At 67.8% G+C, this 16,603-nt stretch carries 13 protein-coding genes; 5 read left to right on the top strand and 8 right to left on the bottom strand.

Annotated elements, in window-relative coordinates; translation table 11 throughout:
- The first annotated feature begins 246 nt into the window (after positions 1 to 246).
- Both AC1DZV_RS12270 and AC1DZV_RS12275 read left to right on the top strand, forming a co-directional pair.
- The gene (locus AC1DZV_RS12270) at positions 247 to 1,098 is read left to right on the top strand and encodes a DUF3097 domain-containing protein (RefSeq protein ID WP_476949438.1); all 852 of its coding nucleotides are present in this window, start codon (positions 247 to 249) and stop codon (positions 1,096 to 1,098) included.
- Positions 1,099 to 1,241: 143 nt separating this feature from the next.
- Positions 1,242 to 1,661, top strand: coding sequence for a DUF4870 domain-containing protein (locus tag AC1DZV_RS12275; protein WP_026537291.1), 420 nt, complete (start codon positions 1,242 to 1,244; stop codon positions 1,659 to 1,661).
- A 131-nt stretch (positions 1,662 to 1,792) separates the two neighbouring features.
- Here AC1DZV_RS12275 and hemW read toward each other — a convergent pair whose 3' ends face one another.
- Both hemW and lepA read right to left on the bottom strand, forming a co-directional pair.
- Positions 1,793 to 3,031, bottom strand: a complete 1,239-nt coding sequence (gene hemW / locus AC1DZV_RS12280) for a radical SAM family heme chaperone HemW (RefSeq protein ID WP_476949437.1) — start codon at positions 3,029 to 3,031, stop codon at positions 1,793 to 1,795.
- Between the two features lie 45 nt (positions 3,032 to 3,076).
- On the bottom strand, positions 3,077 to 4,930 hold the full coding sequence (lepA, locus tag AC1DZV_RS12285; protein WP_026266375.1) for a translation elongation factor 4: 1,854 nt from the start codon (positions 4,928 to 4,930) through the stop codon (positions 3,077 to 3,079).
- Between the two features lie 361 nt (positions 4,931 to 5,291).
- Here lepA and AC1DZV_RS12290 point away from each other — a divergent pair, with 361 nt between their 5' ends.
- Together AC1DZV_RS12290 and rpsT are read left to right on the top strand one after the other, a co-directional pair.
- Positions 5,292 to 5,897 carry a type II toxin-antitoxin system PemK/MazF family toxin gene (locus AC1DZV_RS12290; protein WP_476953803.1) on the top strand — a complete coding sequence of 202 codons (606 nt, stop codon included), beginning with the start codon at positions 5,292 to 5,294 and terminating at the stop codon, positions 5,895 to 5,897.
- A 203-nt stretch (positions 5,898 to 6,100) separates the two neighbouring features.
- Positions 6,101 to 6,361, top strand: a complete 261-nt coding sequence (rpsT, locus tag AC1DZV_RS12295; protein WP_018773112.1) for a 30S ribosomal protein S20 — start codon at positions 6,101 to 6,103, stop codon at positions 6,359 to 6,361.
- Positions 6,362 to 6,590: 229 nt separating this feature from the next.
- Here the strand turns inward: rpsT and holA are convergent, their stop codons facing one another.
- The 3 genes from holA to AC1DZV_RS12310 form a co-directional block, all read right to left on the bottom strand.
- The gene (gene holA / locus AC1DZV_RS12300) at positions 6,591 to 7,607 is read right to left on the bottom strand and encodes a DNA polymerase III subunit delta (protein ID WP_476953804.1); all 1,017 of its coding nucleotides are present in this window, start codon (positions 7,605 to 7,607) and stop codon (positions 6,591 to 6,593) included.
- On the bottom strand, positions 7,541 to 9,529 hold the full coding sequence (locus tag AC1DZV_RS12305) for a ComEC/Rec2 family competence protein (protein ID WP_476953805.1): 1,989 nt from the start codon (positions 9,527 to 9,529) through the stop codon (positions 7,541 to 7,543). The genes holA and AC1DZV_RS12305 overlap by 67 nt, the downstream gene beginning before the upstream one ends.
- A gap of 76 nt (positions 9,530 to 9,605) precedes the next feature.
- On the bottom strand, positions 9,606 to 10,586 hold the full coding sequence (locus AC1DZV_RS12310; RefSeq protein WP_476953806.1) for a ComEA family DNA-binding protein: 981 nt from the start codon (positions 10,584 to 10,586) through the stop codon (positions 9,606 to 9,608).
- A gap of 580 nt (positions 10,587 to 11,166) precedes the next feature.
- Between AC1DZV_RS12310 and AC1DZV_RS12315 the strand changes: the two genes are divergently transcribed.
- Positions 11,167 to 11,766 (top strand): hypothetical protein, encoded by a 600-nt coding sequence (locus tag AC1DZV_RS12315; RefSeq protein ID WP_476953807.1) that lies wholly within the window; start codon positions 11,167 to 11,169, stop codon positions 11,764 to 11,766.
- Here AC1DZV_RS12315 and AC1DZV_RS12320 read toward each other — a convergent pair.
- The 3 genes from AC1DZV_RS12320 to leuS all read right to left on the bottom strand — a co-directional run bounded on the left by AC1DZV_RS12320 (position 11,750) and on the right by leuS (position 15,793).
- Positions 11,750 to 11,935, bottom strand: a complete 186-nt coding sequence (locus AC1DZV_RS12320) for a hypothetical protein (RefSeq protein ID WP_028276445.1) — start codon at positions 11,933 to 11,935, stop codon at positions 11,750 to 11,752. The two genes, AC1DZV_RS12315 and AC1DZV_RS12320, sit on opposite strands and share 17 nt — an antisense overlap.
- A gap of 113 nt (positions 11,936 to 12,048) precedes the next feature.
- Positions 12,049 to 13,125 (bottom strand): DegV family protein, encoded by a 1,077-nt coding sequence (locus tag AC1DZV_RS12325; protein ID WP_476953808.1) that lies wholly within the window; start codon positions 13,123 to 13,125, stop codon positions 12,049 to 12,051.
- A 136-nt stretch (positions 13,126 to 13,261) separates the two neighbouring features.
- Positions 13,262 to 15,793: a leucine--tRNA ligase gene (gene leuS, locus AC1DZV_RS12330; protein WP_476949430.1), complete on the bottom strand. Its 2,532-nt coding sequence runs from the start codon at positions 15,791 to 15,793 to the stop codon at positions 13,262 to 13,264.
- Positions 15,794 to 16,603 lie beyond the last annotated feature (810 nt).

A 16,603-nucleotide genomic window follows, 5' to 3' on the forward strand; every position in this document is an offset into this window, starting at 1 on the left:
GGACGGCCCGACACAGGACAAGGGTTAGCACTCGACATGCCTAAGTGCTAACCAGTCTAATATGAGTCGCCGCGTTGTTAGCATTGGATTCGCTCCAGGCGTGGCCCGCGGGAACGCGATTCCCGTCACGCCGGCGCCGAGACCGTGGCAGCCGCTGCCGTTGCCGCGTCGTCGCGGTCCGGTTCCGGCCCCCGGAGAGTTCCACCGACCGCCCGTACATTCCGAGTGCAAAGTTAGCGTGTAGAGATGTCGTACCAGAACTGGGGACCCCAGGACCTGTCCGCCCCCGCCAAGACCCAGTTGCCGGAAGTCCCGGTGGAACGCGGGATGGTCCTCGAGGAGGTCCAGTCCGGTTGGGTGGGCGCCGTAACCCGGGTGGAGAAGTCCGGCGGCATGCACGTGGTGGCCCTGGAGGACCGGCGGGGCAAGTCGCGGTCCTTCCGTCTCGGCTTCGGCTTCCTCTTGGACGGCCAGCCCATCCGCCTGATGCCGCCGGCCCCGAAGAAGACGGCACCGGCCGCCGGGGCCGGCCGTACGGCGTCGGGCTCGGTGCGGGTGGCGGGGCAGCGCGCACAGGTGGCCAAGGCCAGCCGCATCTGGGTGGAAGGAAAGCACGACGCCGAGCTGGTGGAGAAAGTGTGGGGCGATGACCTCCGGGTGGAGGGCATCGTCGTCGAGCCCCTGCACGGCATTGACGACCTCGCGGCCGCCGTGGCGGACTTCGGCCCGGGCCCTGGCCGGCGCCTCGGCGTACTCGTAGACCACCTCGTGTCCGACTCCAAGGAGTCGCGGATCGCCGACGCCGTCATGGCCTCACCGGGCGCCGCCGGCAACGTCCTGATTGTGGGGCACCCCTACGTTGACGTGTGGCAGGCCATCCGGCCCGCGGTCCTGGGGATCGAGCAGTGGCCCGTGATCCCCCGCGGCACGGACTGGAAGACCGGGATCCTGATGGCTTTCGGCTGGCCCCACTCCACAAAGGAGGACATCGGCCTCGGCTGGCAGAAACTCCTGGGGGCTGTCCGCAGCTACGCTGATCTGGAGGCGTCGCTGCTTGGCCGCGTGGAAGAGGTCATTGACTTCCTCACCGTGCCCTAGTCCGCCGCGGCGGCCGCCCGTGATCTCCATTTCCGGGCCCGAGCAAGTATTCTTGAAACGGCGGCCGCGCTTCCGGTGCGGTCCCGGCTATTTCAGGCACAACCCAGGCAGCAACGCATCACCGCAATCCGAAGGGCTACACCGTGGCAGATAACGCACGCGAACACACGGGCAATCAGGCTGGCCATGGCCAGCCCCCGTACCATGGCGTTCCGGCAAACGCGCTGCCGCTGACGGCCAGCGAGGACCGCCAGTGGGCCACGCTCGCGCACTTCGGCGGCATCCTGGGCTGCGTGCCGTCGTTGCTGATCTACCTCATCTTCAAGGACCGCGGCCCGTTCACCGCACAGGAATCCAAGGAAGCCCTCAATTTCACGCTGCCGCCGACCCTAGCCGCAGTGCTGGCCAATCTGCTGGTCTTCATCCCGGTAGTGGGCAACCTCTTCGCCGTACTCGCCACAGTGATCTGGATCGCCGTGACGTGCTTCTCGGTGGCGGCAGGCATCCACGTCAACCGCGGCCAGCCGCACCGCTACGAGTTCAACCTGCGCTGGATCAAATAGCCGGCCTGCCCGGACCAAGCAAGAGAGCCGGCCGCCGCCCTTCAGGGGCAGCGGCCGGCTCTGTTTTGTGCGGCAGGGTGTGTTGTGGCCGCTGATGCGGCAGCCAACTATTGGAGGCTTTGCCGGGCAGACTAGTCCGGCAGGATCCTGCGGACGACGGCGTCGGCCAGCAGCCGGCCCTTAAGCGTGAGAATGAGCCGGCCTTTGAAAGCCGCCGCGGGGTCCACGAGGCCGTCCGCGATCAGCCCCGCGACAGCGTGCCTGCCGGTGTCCCCCAGGCCGCCGAGGCTTGGGATGTCGAGTCCGGAATTGAGCCGGGCCTCGAGCATGACCCGTTCCACGTTTCGGGTTTCGGAGTCCAGCGTTTCGCGTCCGGCGGCGGGTGAGGCGCCGGCGCCGAGGCGGTTGGCGTAGGCGGTGGGGTGCTTGACGTTCCACCAGCGGACGCCGCCCACATGCGAGTGTGCCCCGGGCCCGATGCCCCACCAGTCGTCCCCGCGCCAGTAGGCGAGGTTGTGCCGGCAGGCCTGTTCGGGGGTGCGGGACCAGTTGCTGACCTCGTACCAGTTGAGCCCGGCGGCGGAAATCAGTTCGTCGGCGAGTTCGTATTTGGCGGCGTGGTCGTCGTCGTCGATTTCCGGCACTTCGCCACGGCGGATCTGCGCGGCAAGCTTGGTGCCGTCTTCAACGATCAGGGCATAGGCGCTGATGTGGTCGGGGGCGTAGGACAGTGCGGTCTCGAGCGAGTAGCGCCAGTCCTCCAGCGACTCCCCCGGCGTCCCGTATATGAGGTCGAGGCTGACCGAGAGCCCGGCACTACGCGCCCACTGCACCACCTCGGGCACCCGGCTGGGCGTGTGGGTGCGGTCCAGGACCTTCAGGACGTGCGGCACGGCCGACTGCATGCCGAAGGAGACGCGGGTGAACCCGGCGTCGGCCAGCAGCTGCAGGGATGCGGGCGTGACGGAATCGGGGTTCGCCTCGGTGGTCACCTCGGCGCCGGGCTGCAGTCCCCAGGCGTCGATCGCGGCTGTGAGGATGCGCGCCAGGTCCTCCGCCGGCAGCAGCGTGGGGGTGCCGCCGCCGAAGAAGACCGTGCTGAGGGGACGGTCGGGCAGGCCGCTGCCCCTCAGGGCCGCGGCGGCGAACTCCACCTCCGCGATCGCGGTGGCGGCGTAGGCGCCCTGGGAGGCACCGCCGCCCAGCTCGGTGGCGGTGTAGGTGTTGAAATCGCAGTACCCGCAACGGACGGCGCAGAACGGGATGTGCACGTACAGCCCGAAAGCGCGCTGATCGGCGCCCTCACCGGCCTGGGCGGGCAGCAGCCCGTCCACCGGCGCCGGGTCGCCGAGGGGAAGAACGCTAGGCACGGGCCCGGCCTGCCGATACTGCAGCAACAGTCATTACCTGCACCGTTACTTCTTGGCCTTGTCCTTGGACTCGTCCGTTGTCAGCGCGGCGATGAAAGCCTCCTGCGGCACTTCGACGCGGCCCACCATCTTCATGCGCTTCTTGCCTTCCTTCTGCTTTTCCAGCAGCTTGCGCTTTCGGGTGATGTCACCGCCGTAGCACTTGGCGAGGACGTCCTTGCGGATGGCGCGGATGCTTTCGCGGGCGATGATCCGGGAGCCGATGGCGGCCTGGATGGGCACCTCGAACTGCTGGCGCGGGATGAGTTCGCGCAGCTTGCCGGTCATCATCACGCCGTAGGCGTAGGCCTTGTCGCGGTGGGTGATGGCGGAGAACGCATCAACCTGTTCGCCCTGGAGCATGATGTCCACCTTGACCAGGTCGGCCACCTGCTCGCCGTCGGCCTTCCAGTCCAGTGACCCGTAGCCGCGGGTCTTGGATTTGAGGATATCGAAGAAATCGAAGACGATTTCGGCCAGCGGCAGGCGGTAGCGGATTTCCACCCGGTCCTCGGAGAGGTAGTCCATGCCGCCCATGACGCCGCGCCGGCTTTGGCACAGCTCCATGATGGCGCCGACAAACTCGTTCGGCGCAAGGATGGTGGCGGACACCATCGGCTCACGGACCTCAGCGATCTTGCCGGTGGGGTATTCGCTGGGGTTGGTGACGTGGACGACCTTCTTGTCCTCCAGCGTGACCTCGTATTCCACGTTGGGCGCAGTGGAAATGAGGTCCAGGTTGTATTCGCGTTCGAGCCGCTCGCGGGTGATTTCCAGGTGCAGCAGGCCCAGGAATCCCACGCGGAAGCCGAAGCCCAGCGCGGCGGACGTTTCGGGCTCGTACACCAGTGCGGCGTCGTTGAGCATCAGTTTCTCCAGCGCATCGCGGAGCACCGGATAGTCCGTGCCATCGAGCGGATACAGGCCGGAGAAAACCATGGGCTTCGCGTCCGCATAGCCTGGGAGGGACTCGGTGGCCGGCTTGGCCAGGTTGGTGACGGTGTCGCCCACCTTGGACAGGCGGACGTCCTTCACACCGGTGATGAGGTAGCCGACCTCGCCGACGCCAAGGCCCTTGGAGGGGGTGGGTTCCGGGGAGCTCACACCAATCTCAAGGAGCTCGTGCGTGGCACGGGTGGACATCATCTGGATGCGTTCACGCGGGTGCAGCATGCCGTCGACGACGCGGACGTAGGTGACCACACCGCGGTAGGTGTCGTAGACCGAGTCGAAGATCATGGCCCGGGCGGGGGCGTTCGGATCGCCCACCGGTGCCGGCAGGTCGCGGACGATCTTGTCCAGCAGGACCTCGACGCCCATGCCGGTCTTGCCGGAGACGCGGAGCACGTCGTCGGGGTCGCCGCCGATCAGGTTGGCGAGTTCCGCCGCGTATTTCTCGGGCTGGGCTGCCGGGAGGTCGATCTTGTTCAGGACCGGGATGATGGTGAGGTTATTTTCCATCGCCAGGTAGAGGTTGGCGAGGGTCTGGGCCTCGATGCCCTGGGCCGCGTCCACCAGCAGGATCGCGCCTTCGCAGGCCGCGAGCGAGCGGGAGACCTCGTACGTGAAGTCGACGTGCCCGGGGGTGTCGATCATGTTCAGCGCGTAGCTGGTGCCGTCGAGTTCCCAGGGCATGCGGACGGCCTGGGATTTGATGGTGATGCCGCGTTCGCGCTCAATGTCCATGCGGTCCAGGTACTGGGCCTTCATGTCACGGGACTGGACAACACCGGTGAACTGGAGCATCCGGTCGGCCAGTGTGGATTTGCCGTGGTCAATGTGCGCAATGATGCAGAAGTTCCGGATGATGGCCGGATCTGTTGCGGCGGGCACCGGGGCGGTGCGGGCCATGGGAGACACGCAGGGTCCTTACTGTTGGCATTACTGTTGGCTTTTCCACGGCTCGGTGCGGATGCTCGTATGCCATCCTGCGACGTGGCGCAATTCTGTCCCTATAGTCTCCCACGTCCGGGCCAGTGGCAGTGCATCCCTGCGTTGCGTTGCGCGCTGCCCTGGGTCCGGTGGACTCTCGGCGGCATTCCGCCCGCCGATCTGGCCTCGGTTCGGCTGCGGTTGGCCCCCCGGCTCTGGCTGCGTGCTGCGCCGTTCCCGGGACCGCCGGCGCCTGGCCGCCCGCCGACTGCCGGCCACCCTCTGCCCCACCTCTCCCTCCCTGTTTCCCTGCCCCTTTCCCTGCGGGGGTTGCCGGTATGGTTTCCCCATGGCTTGGAACTTACGATCGATCAGCGGCGCGGTCCGCGATGCCCTGCGCTTCCTGGATAAACTTGGCGGCTCCGCACCGGGAACCACCCGTGGGCCGGCGGCAAAACCTGCCCGAAAGCCTGCGGCGACGCGGCGGCCGGGCCAGGCGCGTCCCGGTACCCCGGCCCGCTCCACAGGCGGCACCCCGGCCGCCGGACTGACCGGGACATATCCCGGCGACTTCCGGGGGCGGGCCGCCGTCCGCTATGCCCCCGCACCCAACGGCCTGCCCGAGCCCGGCGAAATCGTCTGGACCTGGGTGCCCTACGAAGAGGACTACTCCCAGGGCAAGGACCGTCCGGTGCTGTTGGTGGGCGCCAGCGGCAGGTATTTGTTGGGCCTGATGCTGACGAGCAAGGACCACGACGGCGACTCCCGCCGGTCGGATGACTACGTGGACATCGGCACGGGACCCTGGGACCGTCAGTGGCGGCCCAGCGAAGCGAAACTGGACCGGGTTCTGCAGATCAACGCGAAGGACATCCGGCGCGAAGGAGCGATCCTGGACGCAGGCCGCTTTAACCTCATCGCGGCCGCGCTGCGGCAGCGGCACGGCTGGAGCTGACCCGGCGGACGCCGTGCGCGGCGACGGATCGCCACCCGCACTCGTGCCTGCACGTTGATCTCTGCTATTATTTACAGCTGTGTGTCCGTGCAGGTCGACGGCCACAGATGGTTGGTCGCCATAGGTATCCCCACGCCGCTCAGTCAATGGCCAATCTGAAAGCCCTCTAGACCATTTTCCGCATTGAAAAAGAGAGTTCACACGTGGCTAATATCAAGTCCCAGAAGAAGCGCATCCTGACCAACGAAAAGGCTCGCCTGCGCAACAACGCAGTCAAGTCTGAGCTGAAGACGGCCATCCGCGCCGTCAACACCGCCGTTGAGTCCACCGACAAGGATGCTGCGGCTGTTGCACTGCTTTCTGCCAGCCGCAAGCTGGACAAGGCCGTCAGCAAGGGCGTTCTCCACAAGAACAACGCTGCAAACCGCAAGTCGGCCATCTCCAAGAAGGTCAACGCGCTCTAAGGTTTCCAGTTCACTTGAACTGATGATTGTGGCCGGCACCCCTTGGGCGCCGGCCACATCCAGTTAAACCGGTTCCGCAACGGGCCGGCTCCGGACCCGTTCTGGTACGACTCCGGTACGCCGCAGGCTGCCCGCAGCCGGGTCCGCGCCAGCAGGGCCGACACGCCGCACCTGGTCCGGCCGGACCCGCAGGGCCGACACGCCGGGCCACTGGGTTCGAACGCGGGTGTCAGGAACTCCTGGCCGAGGTGGCAATCACCGTTACCGCATGTTCCACGGCATAGACAGGATCCCGGGAGAGGCCCTTGACCTGGGCGTCTGCCTCGGCGGTGACCTGGATGGAGCGGACCAGCCCCTCGGGCGTCCAGCGCCGGACTTCCCGCTGGGCCTGTTCGACGAGCCAAGGCTGCATACCTAGTTGCTTGGCGATCTGCGAGGACGACCCCTGCGCGCCGGCCACCTTGGCCAGGGAGCGCAACTTCGACGCCAGGGCAGCCACGATCGGCACCGGGTCCGCGCCGGTGGCCAGGGCGTGGCGAAGAGTGGAGAGGGCCAGCGGGCCGTTGCCGGCCATCGCGGCGTCGGCGACCTTGAAACCTGTTGCCTCGACCCGGCCGCCGTAGTACTTGTCCACCATGGCCGCGTCCACGCCGGTGGTGGCGTCAGCGATCAGCTGGCTGCAGGCGGCGGCGAGTTCGGCGAGCTGCGCGCCAACCGCATTAACGAGGGCGTGCACGGCGTCGGGGTCGATACGACGGGAGGCCGCCCGGAACTCGGCAGTGACGAAGGCGATCTTCTCGGCGTCTTTCTTGAGCGGCTGGCAGTCGACAACGGGCCAGCCCGCGGCCTTGATGGCGTCCAGCAGCTTCTTGCCGCGGACTCCCCCGCCGTGGCGGAGCACCAGGAAGGCTTCCGGTTCCGGCTGGACCACATACTTCAGGGCATCGGCAAGGAAGGCATCGTTCATCGCCTCGAGCCCGTCAACCTCGATGAGCTTTTGTTCGCCGAACAGCGAAGGGCTGACGTTCATGGCCAGGGACCCGGCCGTGTAGCTGCCGGCATTGAGCCGCGTAATTTCGACGTCGGGCGCCACTGCGCGGACCTGCGCGCGGATACGGTCCATGGCCCGGGCACCTAAGTAGTCTTCCGGACCGCCCACCAGGACGACGGCAGCAGGTGTCACGTCACGCCAGGTGGCGGTGTTCGACGCCGAGGTCCTGGGCCGTTGGGTCTGGGCAGCAGCCACTCGTGATTCCTCCCGGAAGTTGGTTTGCGGACTCTAAGCGTCCCACGCCCGGACCGGTGCTCCAAGCCGCGGCCGACGGGCCGCCGGGCGCCTGACCGTGTCGCCGCGTGCGACCGTCCATCGAGGACGGCGACTACCCGCGAGTGTGCCGCGAGGACGCCACGGGCGACCGCGGCAGGGTGCAGGCCGAGCCACGCCGCCGCCAGCACAGCCGCGGAAAAGATTCCCATGGTGGCTGCACCGAAGACTCCTTCCGGCCATGGCAAGGCGGCGCCCGGGAGAGCCGCGAACAGCCGGGCGACCCCCGCCACCGCGCCTGCGAAGACAGCAGCTGCGGCCATGAGGAGGCCCGCGGCGGCCGGGAGAGCGGGCAGGAGCACCACGGCGGCCGTGCCGAGGAGCGTAACGGGCGCCACGAGCGCTGCAGCGGCCACATTCGCGGGCAGCGTGTAGGCGCCGAACTGCGGCTGCAACAACACGATCGCCGGGCCGCAAAAGAGCTGGGCGGACAGGGGTACGGCGACGCCGGCTGCAGCCCAGCGCGGCACCGAAGGTGGCAGCCAGTCCATGATGCGGCGTCCGGCGACCACGATTCCCAGCGTGGCCAGGACCGAGAGCAGGAATCCGAAGCTGGCAGCCAGGACCGGCTGCGCCAGCAGCAGCCCGATGACGGCAACACAGAGCAGGCTGAGTCCGCGCCCCGCCCGGCCAAAAGCTACGGACGCGAGGCCGATGCTGCCCATGAGGGCGGCCCGCAGCACACTCGGATCCGGTCCCACCATGAGGACGAACAGCGCCAGCCCCGCAAGACTGGCCGCGGCGGCTGCCGCGCGCGGAAGCCGGAGCGTGCGGGCGGCGAGCAGCAGCGTCCCGAGGATCAGGCTGCAGTTGGCCCCGCTGACGGCGGTCAGGTGCGTCATCCCGACGGTCTTCATGGCGGCTTCCAGCTCGGGGTCCAGGGCGCTGGTGTCGCCGGTGACCATCCCGGGCAGCAGCCCGCCGGCGTCGCCCCCGAACCGTGCCGCCGCGGCGGTGAAGGCGAGGCGAAGCTCCCCGGGGCCCTGCTGCCAGGGCCCGGGTCCCCGCAACAGGGCTGGCGCCGACGTCGCTGACAGGAGTCCTGCCTCCGGCTCCCCTGGCGCGGAGGGACGGAGTTTGCCCGTGGCGCGCAGGAGCTGGCCCGGAACGGCGTCTCCCCACGTGGCCCCGCCCATGACGACGAACCGCGCGTCCCCGGCGACCCTGTGGCCGCCGAAGGTCATCGCCGTCAGGATCACGGGAACTGCCCAGCGGTCCGGCAGGCCACCGGCCCCGGGAATCCTGAGCCGCCGCGGGGCGCCTGCAATCTCCAGTTCCGCGACGACGGCCGCGCGGGCGGCCACAGCTTCAGCGATGGCGCCGTCGTGCCGCCGGGAGGCCTCGACGGCGGCGTGCGAGCCTGCCGCGAGGGACAGCAACAGCGCCACGGCCACCGTGGCGCGAATGCTGCGCGGAACCGTCTGCCCGGCACTGCGGCCGCACCCGTGGCCACACCGCCCACTCCTGGCGCCCCGCTCCCTCGACGGGCGGAGCCCAGAACGGCCGAGGATGACGCGACCGGCCACGATGAGCATGCCTCCGGCCGCCGCCAGCGCCGTGCAGAGACCGGCCAGCCCTGCAGGGGACAGCCAGTTTCCGGCAACGGCGGTCCCCCAGACAAGGAGTGCCGGGAGCACCAGGCGAAGGTCCGTCCGCCGTGTCCGTTCGATCGGGCGCTGACGCGCGGCGGTGTAGCGCGCGGGTTTGCCGGATCCGCGGATCCGGCCGGAGGCCACCGGGTCCCCGTGCTCCGCACGCGCCGGGGAATCGACGGCCGCATCGACGTAGCGCTGCCAGCGGCTCTGCGGGACCGCCACAGAACCCAGCGGGCCGGTCCGGTCCACGCCACGCCGTGCAGTGCCAGGCTGTGCAGCGCCAGGCTGTGCAGTGCAGGGCTTTTCGATCTCAGGATTTGCCACGTCAGATACCCACCAACGGGAGCAGGGCCTCAAGCAACTTCGGACCGATCCCATCGACGGCGTCGAGCTCCTGCACTGTCTTGAACCGCCCGTGCTGCTGGCGCCAATCCACGATCCGCTGCGCCAGCACCGGCCCGACGCGCGGGAGGGTCCCGAGTTCCTCGAGGCCGGCGGTGTTGAGGTTGACTTTCCCGGCACCGCTGACTGGCCCTGTGCCGCCCGTACCGGAAACGGGCGCAGGTGAGCCGTCCATGGGCGCATCGGCCTGACCCGGTTCGCCGCGGATGGGTACCAGGACCTTCTGCCCATCCTCCAGCACGGCGGCCAGGTTGAGCCGGTCCGGATCCCCGAGAACCGTGGGTCCGCCCGCCGCCGCAAGCGCCTCATGCAGCCGGCTTCCCGCCGGCAGTTGAACCACCCCCGGGCTGGCCACGGCACCGGCAACATGGACCTCGATGCTTTCCGGCTCCGCGGTGGCATCATCTCCCCGCGGCGCGGTTGACCCGCCATCCGCCGGATCGGGTGCTTCCTCGGCGGCCGGGGCGGAGTCGCTAAGAGCCACCACCTGCGCGCCGCCGGTCCCGGCCTGCCACCAGAAGCAGCCGCCCAGGACCACGGCGAGGACGCCCAGCAGGGCAGCAGCCTTAACCCCTGTCCTGGCCCGAAATCGTACAGCCAGCGCCTGTCTCCCTGCCCGGCGGTACCCGCGGGTTTCATCCACATGGTGTGAAGTGCCGCCCCCTACGCGCCGTCCAGCGGCGAGGACGGCATCAGCTGCCCGGACCGGGACAGGGCTGCCTGGCGCCGGAACCTGCAACTCCAGCAGCCCCGCCGAGTCGCCTGGTTCCCGGCCCGGATCCGCGGATTCGCCCGGATCCGCAGCATCTTCCGCACCCCGGGCAGCCCAGCGCGTCGCTGCCAGGCGTTCACGGGCAACCCTGACGCCTGTGGCGGATTCAGTTCCCGGGTTGCGGCGCGGCATGGAACGACTCTAGGCAGCCCTCACCCCCGCTGATACCGGAGACCGGGCGTATGTGGAAATACCTGAGTAATACGCGTAGATCCGCGGCATCAGGCAAGTATTCCCTACGCTGGTGCCCGCCCGGACCCGGTGGTAACGTCTGCATCCAATCGAGAAGACTTTGCCGGCTGGGGGCAACCCTGATCGCCTGGATGTAAATATCAGGCGTCGAAAGCTGGTGTGCAATGAAGTGGTTGTTTGGGCCCGCGGCGGTGCTGGCGCTTGGCGGCACCATGCTGCCAGCCCCGCCGGTCGTGGCAGACACAACGCAAGCCACCTCAACCCAGGTGGTCAAGTTTTCTCTGGAAAGCAGTTTCTGCCCCCAGTACGGTCTGTACGGCATAGCGCATGTTTCGGTCGACGGCACGGCGGGAATGACTGCCGACCAGAATTTCATCTGGACCACCCAAACGGCCGCCACCTCGATCCACGCAGTTCCGCCGCAGGGCGCCGTCGCCAATGTCACGATTGTCTACCACTGCAACGTGCAGGTGCTTTGGTGGCTGGAGCCCGGAAGTGCCCGCAGGGTGCAGGCCGCCCTGTGGGTCAACGGCTCAGGCCAGCAGCCCAGCTACACTATCGGGCCGAATCAGCCAGACCCCGGGCCAACGCCGCCGCCAACGACTCCGCCTCCAACGGCCCCGCCGGCCTCCCTAACGCCAACCACCCCACCAACGTCAGCGTCGCCACCCGCGCCCACGACGCCAACCGTCATACCGACCACCGTGCCAACGTCCGCGCCAGTCACCGTGCCGACGGTCCCGGCAACGTCCGCGCCGGCCGCGCCACCGACGGTCCCGGAAACGCCCGCCGCGCCAACGTCCGCGCCGGCCGCCCCACCGACGGTCCCGGAAACGCCCGCCGCGCCAACGTCCGCGCCGGCCGCCCCACCGACGGTCCCGGAAACGCCCGCCGCGCCAACGTCCGAGCCGGCCGCCCCACCAACCATCCCGCCGACGTCCGTGCCGTCCGTCCCGCCAACGACCAGCCCACCAACCACCGTGCCAGCGACAACGCCAGAGACAGCGCCAACGGAAACAGACACTCCCGCGCTTACAGCATCGCCAACGCCCGGACGGACAACGCCCGTGCCTACCCCCTAAAACGCAGCTGCAGTCTGGGGTTCACTTCTGGTAGGTGATGTATGCCTCGTACTGAACCCGCCATTTGTCCGCGGCCTTGGGATCCGGGACCGTGGTGGTGAGGAATTGAACGCTGGTCACTTGGCCTTTGAGGTATTTCAGCCACTTGGTCACCTCTTCGGCAACGTCGCGATCTAACTGGACTACGTGGTGCACCTGCATTGCCATGGCGGCCTCCGGATTCGCTGGTTCGCTGGGTTCGGTGGAGTGACTTTACCGCCGCCGCCCGTTCACGGCCAGAGTCCAGCGCCGGCGCAGATAGAGCACATGGACCCGCCGCGTTAGTCGCCGGCTTCCGTCGCTTCGGCCGCCGCCCTGCCAGGGGGCGTTTCCCCGCAGTCCGGGCTGGCGACGTCCCCGGCGAAGGCATCGGGTTTCGCTGCAGCAGGGGTGCTGCCCTCCCCCACGATCACGGCGAGCACACCGAGCCCGGCGTGGGCCGCCAGGACTGCCGGGAGAGCGCTGATCTGGGCCGGCGGACATGCCGGCAATGCCACGGCCAGGCGCCGGGCAAGGTCTTCAGCTTCGGCCTGGTTGCCAAAGTGGTGCACAGCCAGCCGCGCCTGCCCGGCAGGGCGGCCGGAGGCATCCGCGGCCACGATTTCTTCCAGGCGTGCGATGGCCTTCGCCGCTGACCGGACTTTTTCCAGCGGGATGATCCGGCCGTCTTCCACCGCCAGGATGGGTTTGATGGAGAACATGGTCCCCCAGAGCGAGGCCGCCGCCCCGATCCGGCCGCCCCGGCGCAACTGCTCCAGGGTCGGGACATAGAAGTACACTTTGGTGCGGTCCAGCCGGTCCTGCGCGAAGGCCAAGACGCCGGCCGCGCTCCTGCCGTCGGCGGCCGCGACCACCGCGCCCTGCACGCCCATCCCCTGGGCCATTCCGACCGTCCGGGAGTCGAGGACCTCTACGGGTATGCCGACCCGTTGGGCTGCCAGGCGGGCGGCGTCGGCTGTCCCGGACAGCCCCGCGGAGATGTGAATGGAGACCACGGACTGGAAGCCACGCTCGCTGGCCTCCCGGTAGGCGTGTTCAAACTGCCCCGGTGACGGACGCGAGGTCTTGACGGGTTTGCCGCTGGCCAGGGCCACGGCGATGGTCTCCGCAATGTCGTCCTCACCCTCGCCGTAGATTTCGGCGCCGACCATCACGGGCATTGGGACCACGGTGAGCCGGCCATCAGCAGTGAAAGCCCGGACCCAGTCCGCGGGCAGCGCGGCGGCAGAGTCCGTGACCACCGCAACCTGCACGACGGCGGCGGGAGCCGCTTCCGGCATGCTGTCCCGGGAACCCTGCCGCAGGCGAACAAGCCGCTCGCGCAGCCATGGCCAGCCTGACGGCTCGCGGTGTGGCACGAAGGACCTCCTGCTGTGGGGACGCGTGGACTTTCTTCTCCGGCGGGGGCACTTGCGCCCGTCCCATTGTCTGCACTGGTTGTCTGCACTGGCCGCCGGGATCAGCCGGCGGCCAGTGTCAGGCTGGTACGTCCGGCTAGGCCGGGACGATGTTGACCAGTTTAGGCGCCCGTACGATCACCGTGCGCAGGGCACGGCCGTCGAGGGCGCGCTGGACATTTTCCGATGCCAGCGCCAGTTCGCGCAGGTCCTCCTCGGAGATGTCCGGGGAAACCTCCAGCCGATCCCGCACCTTGCCCTGCACCTGGACGACGGCAGTGACCGTGTCCTCCACGAGCAGTGCGTCGTCGTGCGTGGGCCAGCCGGCGTTGGCGACCGATGCCGGGTGCCCCAGGACGTTCCACAGATCCTCGGCGGTATACGGCGCAAACAGGCTCAGGATGACGGCTACGGCTTCCACGGCCTCGCGGACTGCTGGGTCCGCACCGCCGGCACCGCTGGCTGCATCTATGGTCTTGCGGGTCGCGTTGACCAGTTCCATCAGCTTTGCCACAACCACGTTGAACTTGTTGTTGTCCAGCAGGGCCTGCGCATCGGCGATCGTGCGGTGGGTGACGGTGCGCAGCGCACGGTCACCGGTGGCGGCATCGACGCCGGGTGCGCTTGTGACGTCCTGGCCGAGGCGCCAGGCCCGGGCCAGGAACTTCGCGGAGCCCGACGGCGATACGTCCGCCCAGTCGACGTCGTCCTCCGGCGGGGAGGCGAAGATCATGGTCAGGCGGACAGCGTCCACGCCGAACTTGTCCAACTGCTCGCCGAGGTCGACGCCGTTGCCCAGGGACTTGCTCATGGCCTTGCCGCCGTTGAGCACCTGCCCCTGGTTCAGCAGCGCGCTGAACGGCTCGTCCGCCTCAATCATGCCCAGGTCGTGGATGACCTTGGTGAAGAACCGCGCATAGAGCAGGTGCAGGATGGCGTGCTCCACGCCGCCCACGTACTGGCCAACCGGCATCCAGTCGTTGATCTTCTCCGGATCGAACGGACCGCCGGTGTACTGCGGGGAGACGAAGCGCAGGAAATACCAGGAGGAATCCACGAAGGTGTCCATCGTGTCCGTGTCCCGCTTGGCCGGGCCCTGGCAGTTGGGGCACTCGACATTGACCCAGCTTTCGACCGCGGCGAGCGGTGACGTGCCCTTCGGGGACAGGTCCTCGCCGCGCAGGTCCGCCGGCAGGGTCACGGGCAGCTGATCGTCCGGGACCGGGACCTCCCCGCAGGCCGGGCAGTGGATGATGGGGATCGGTGTGCCCCAGAACCGCTGCCGGCTGAGCAGCCAGTCACGCAACCGGAAGTTCACGAACTTCTCCCCGGTGCCCAACTCGCGCAGGATTTCGATGGCCGCCGGGATGGCCTCGGCCTTCGGCAGCCCGTCGAGGCCGCCGGAATTGATCAGGGTTCCCTCGCCGGTGGTGGCGATGCCCGTGGCAGCGGGGTCTTCCTCGCCCGTGTCCAGGACTGCCCGGACGGGCAGGTCAAAGGTCTTGGCGAAGTCGAGGTCGCGCTGGTCGTGGGCCGGGACGGCCATGATGGCGCCCGTGCCATAGTCGGCCAGGACATAATCGGCGGCCCAGACGGGCAGCTTTTCGCCGTTGAGCGGGTTGGTCGCGTAGCGTCCGGTGAAGACGCCGGTCTTTTCGCGCTCGGTGGACTGGCGCTCGATTTCGGAAAGCGCCTTGACCTGTTCCCGGTAGGCGTCCAGGGCGGCCGCGTGCTCGTCGGTGACCAGTTCGACGGCGAGCGGCGCGTCGGCGGCCACGACGAAGAACGTGGCGCCGTAGAGCGTGTCCGGGCGCGTCGTGAAGACGGTGACGTCCTTGGCGGCTTTGCCGCCGTCGGCCTCGATCACGAAGTTGACGTGGGCGCCCTCGGAACGGCCGATCCAGTTTTTCTGCATCGCGAGGACGCGTTCGGGCCAGTGCCCGCGCAGTTCGTCCATGTCATCGAGCAGGCGGTCGGCGTAGTCGGTGATCTTGAAGTACCACTGGTTCAGGGACTTCTTGGTCACGGGAGTGCCACACCGCTCGCAGGCGCCGTTGACCACCTGTTCGTTGGCCAGCACGGTCTGGTCCTTGGGGCACCAGTTGACCGGCGAATTCTTCCGGTAGGCCAGTCCACGCTCGTAGAACCGCGTGAACAGCCACTGGGTCCAGCGGTAGTACTCCGGGTCCGAGGTGTGCAGCCGGCGGGACCAGTCCGCGGAGATTGCGTAGCGCTTGAATGACGCCGCCTGGGTGTCGATGTTGGCGTACGTCCACTCACTGGGGTGCGCGTTGCGTTTGATCGCCGCGTTTTCCGCGGGCAGGCCGAAGGAGTCCCAGCCGATCGGGTGCAGCACGTCGTAGCCCTGCTGGCGCAGGTAGCGCGCCACAACGTCGCCCATCGCGAACGCCTCGGCGTGGCCCATGTGAAGGTCACCGGACGGATACGGGAACATGTCCAGCACGTAGCGGCGTTCCTTTGAGCCGTCGTCGAGCGGCGTAAAGACCTTCAGGTCTTCCCAGACCTGCGGCCACTTGGCTTCCATTGCCGCGAAGCTGTAGGTACCTTCCTCAGGCCCCTCCGCCGCGGCTGATGGCGATCCGGTCTGTGTTTCCGGCTGAACGCTCACTGCTGGCCTCTTCTGTTCTGTGCGGCCTGTCACCCAGGCCTGTCTACCTTCAGGCCTGCCTGCCGCCAGGCCTGTTCACCATCAAGTCTGCACTGTCACCGCCGGCTGCCCGGCCCTGACTCCATACTGTCCGTACGTGGTACCCCTGCTGTTACTTCGTGCGTTTCGGACCGGAATGTACCCCGGACACACAAAAGCCCCTCGACATGGAGGGGCCGCCGCTCGGCAATCCGGGGACTCTTCGGAATCGAGGTCTCGCCGGGATGCCGGGCGGCTAGCTAAGCAGGAGCACGGCGCGCATAGGACCACTTTAGCCCCTCGGGCTGGTTCGCGCTGAACCGACGGGCCGGTTGCGGCCCGGTAGTCGCAGTCGCCTCGCGCTCCGGCGCCCTGCGCGGGCTGTTATGTCCGCAATTGTTACAAACGACATACCTATGGAATAGCGGTACTTACTGTCAATTGACCGAAGTATCAGGCACGTAACTACGACAGAAATTTGGGTAGCTCGGCACGGAAGACAGGGTAGAAAGACAGCAAGCACCCGGGTGGCCAGCCGCGGGCCTCGGTGCCCTTCCACGAAGTTTGTTCGGAGAGCGCATTGTGAGCCTCCAGGCTGGGAGAAACCCGTGAAAAGCCGGGAAGCAAACCTAAAATTTTGATCTTGCCAAACGATTCAAATGGGAACACTATTCGATAAAGATCAGCAGGAAATGGGATCTCTTGGGGGGATTCGCAAATGGTCTCGGGTTGAGGAGCCTGTCATGTATCACTTGCGCAATTATTCCGTGCACTTGCCGAAATCCACCGCCG

Source organism: Arthrobacter sp. P1_D12, from assembly GCF_056406175.1.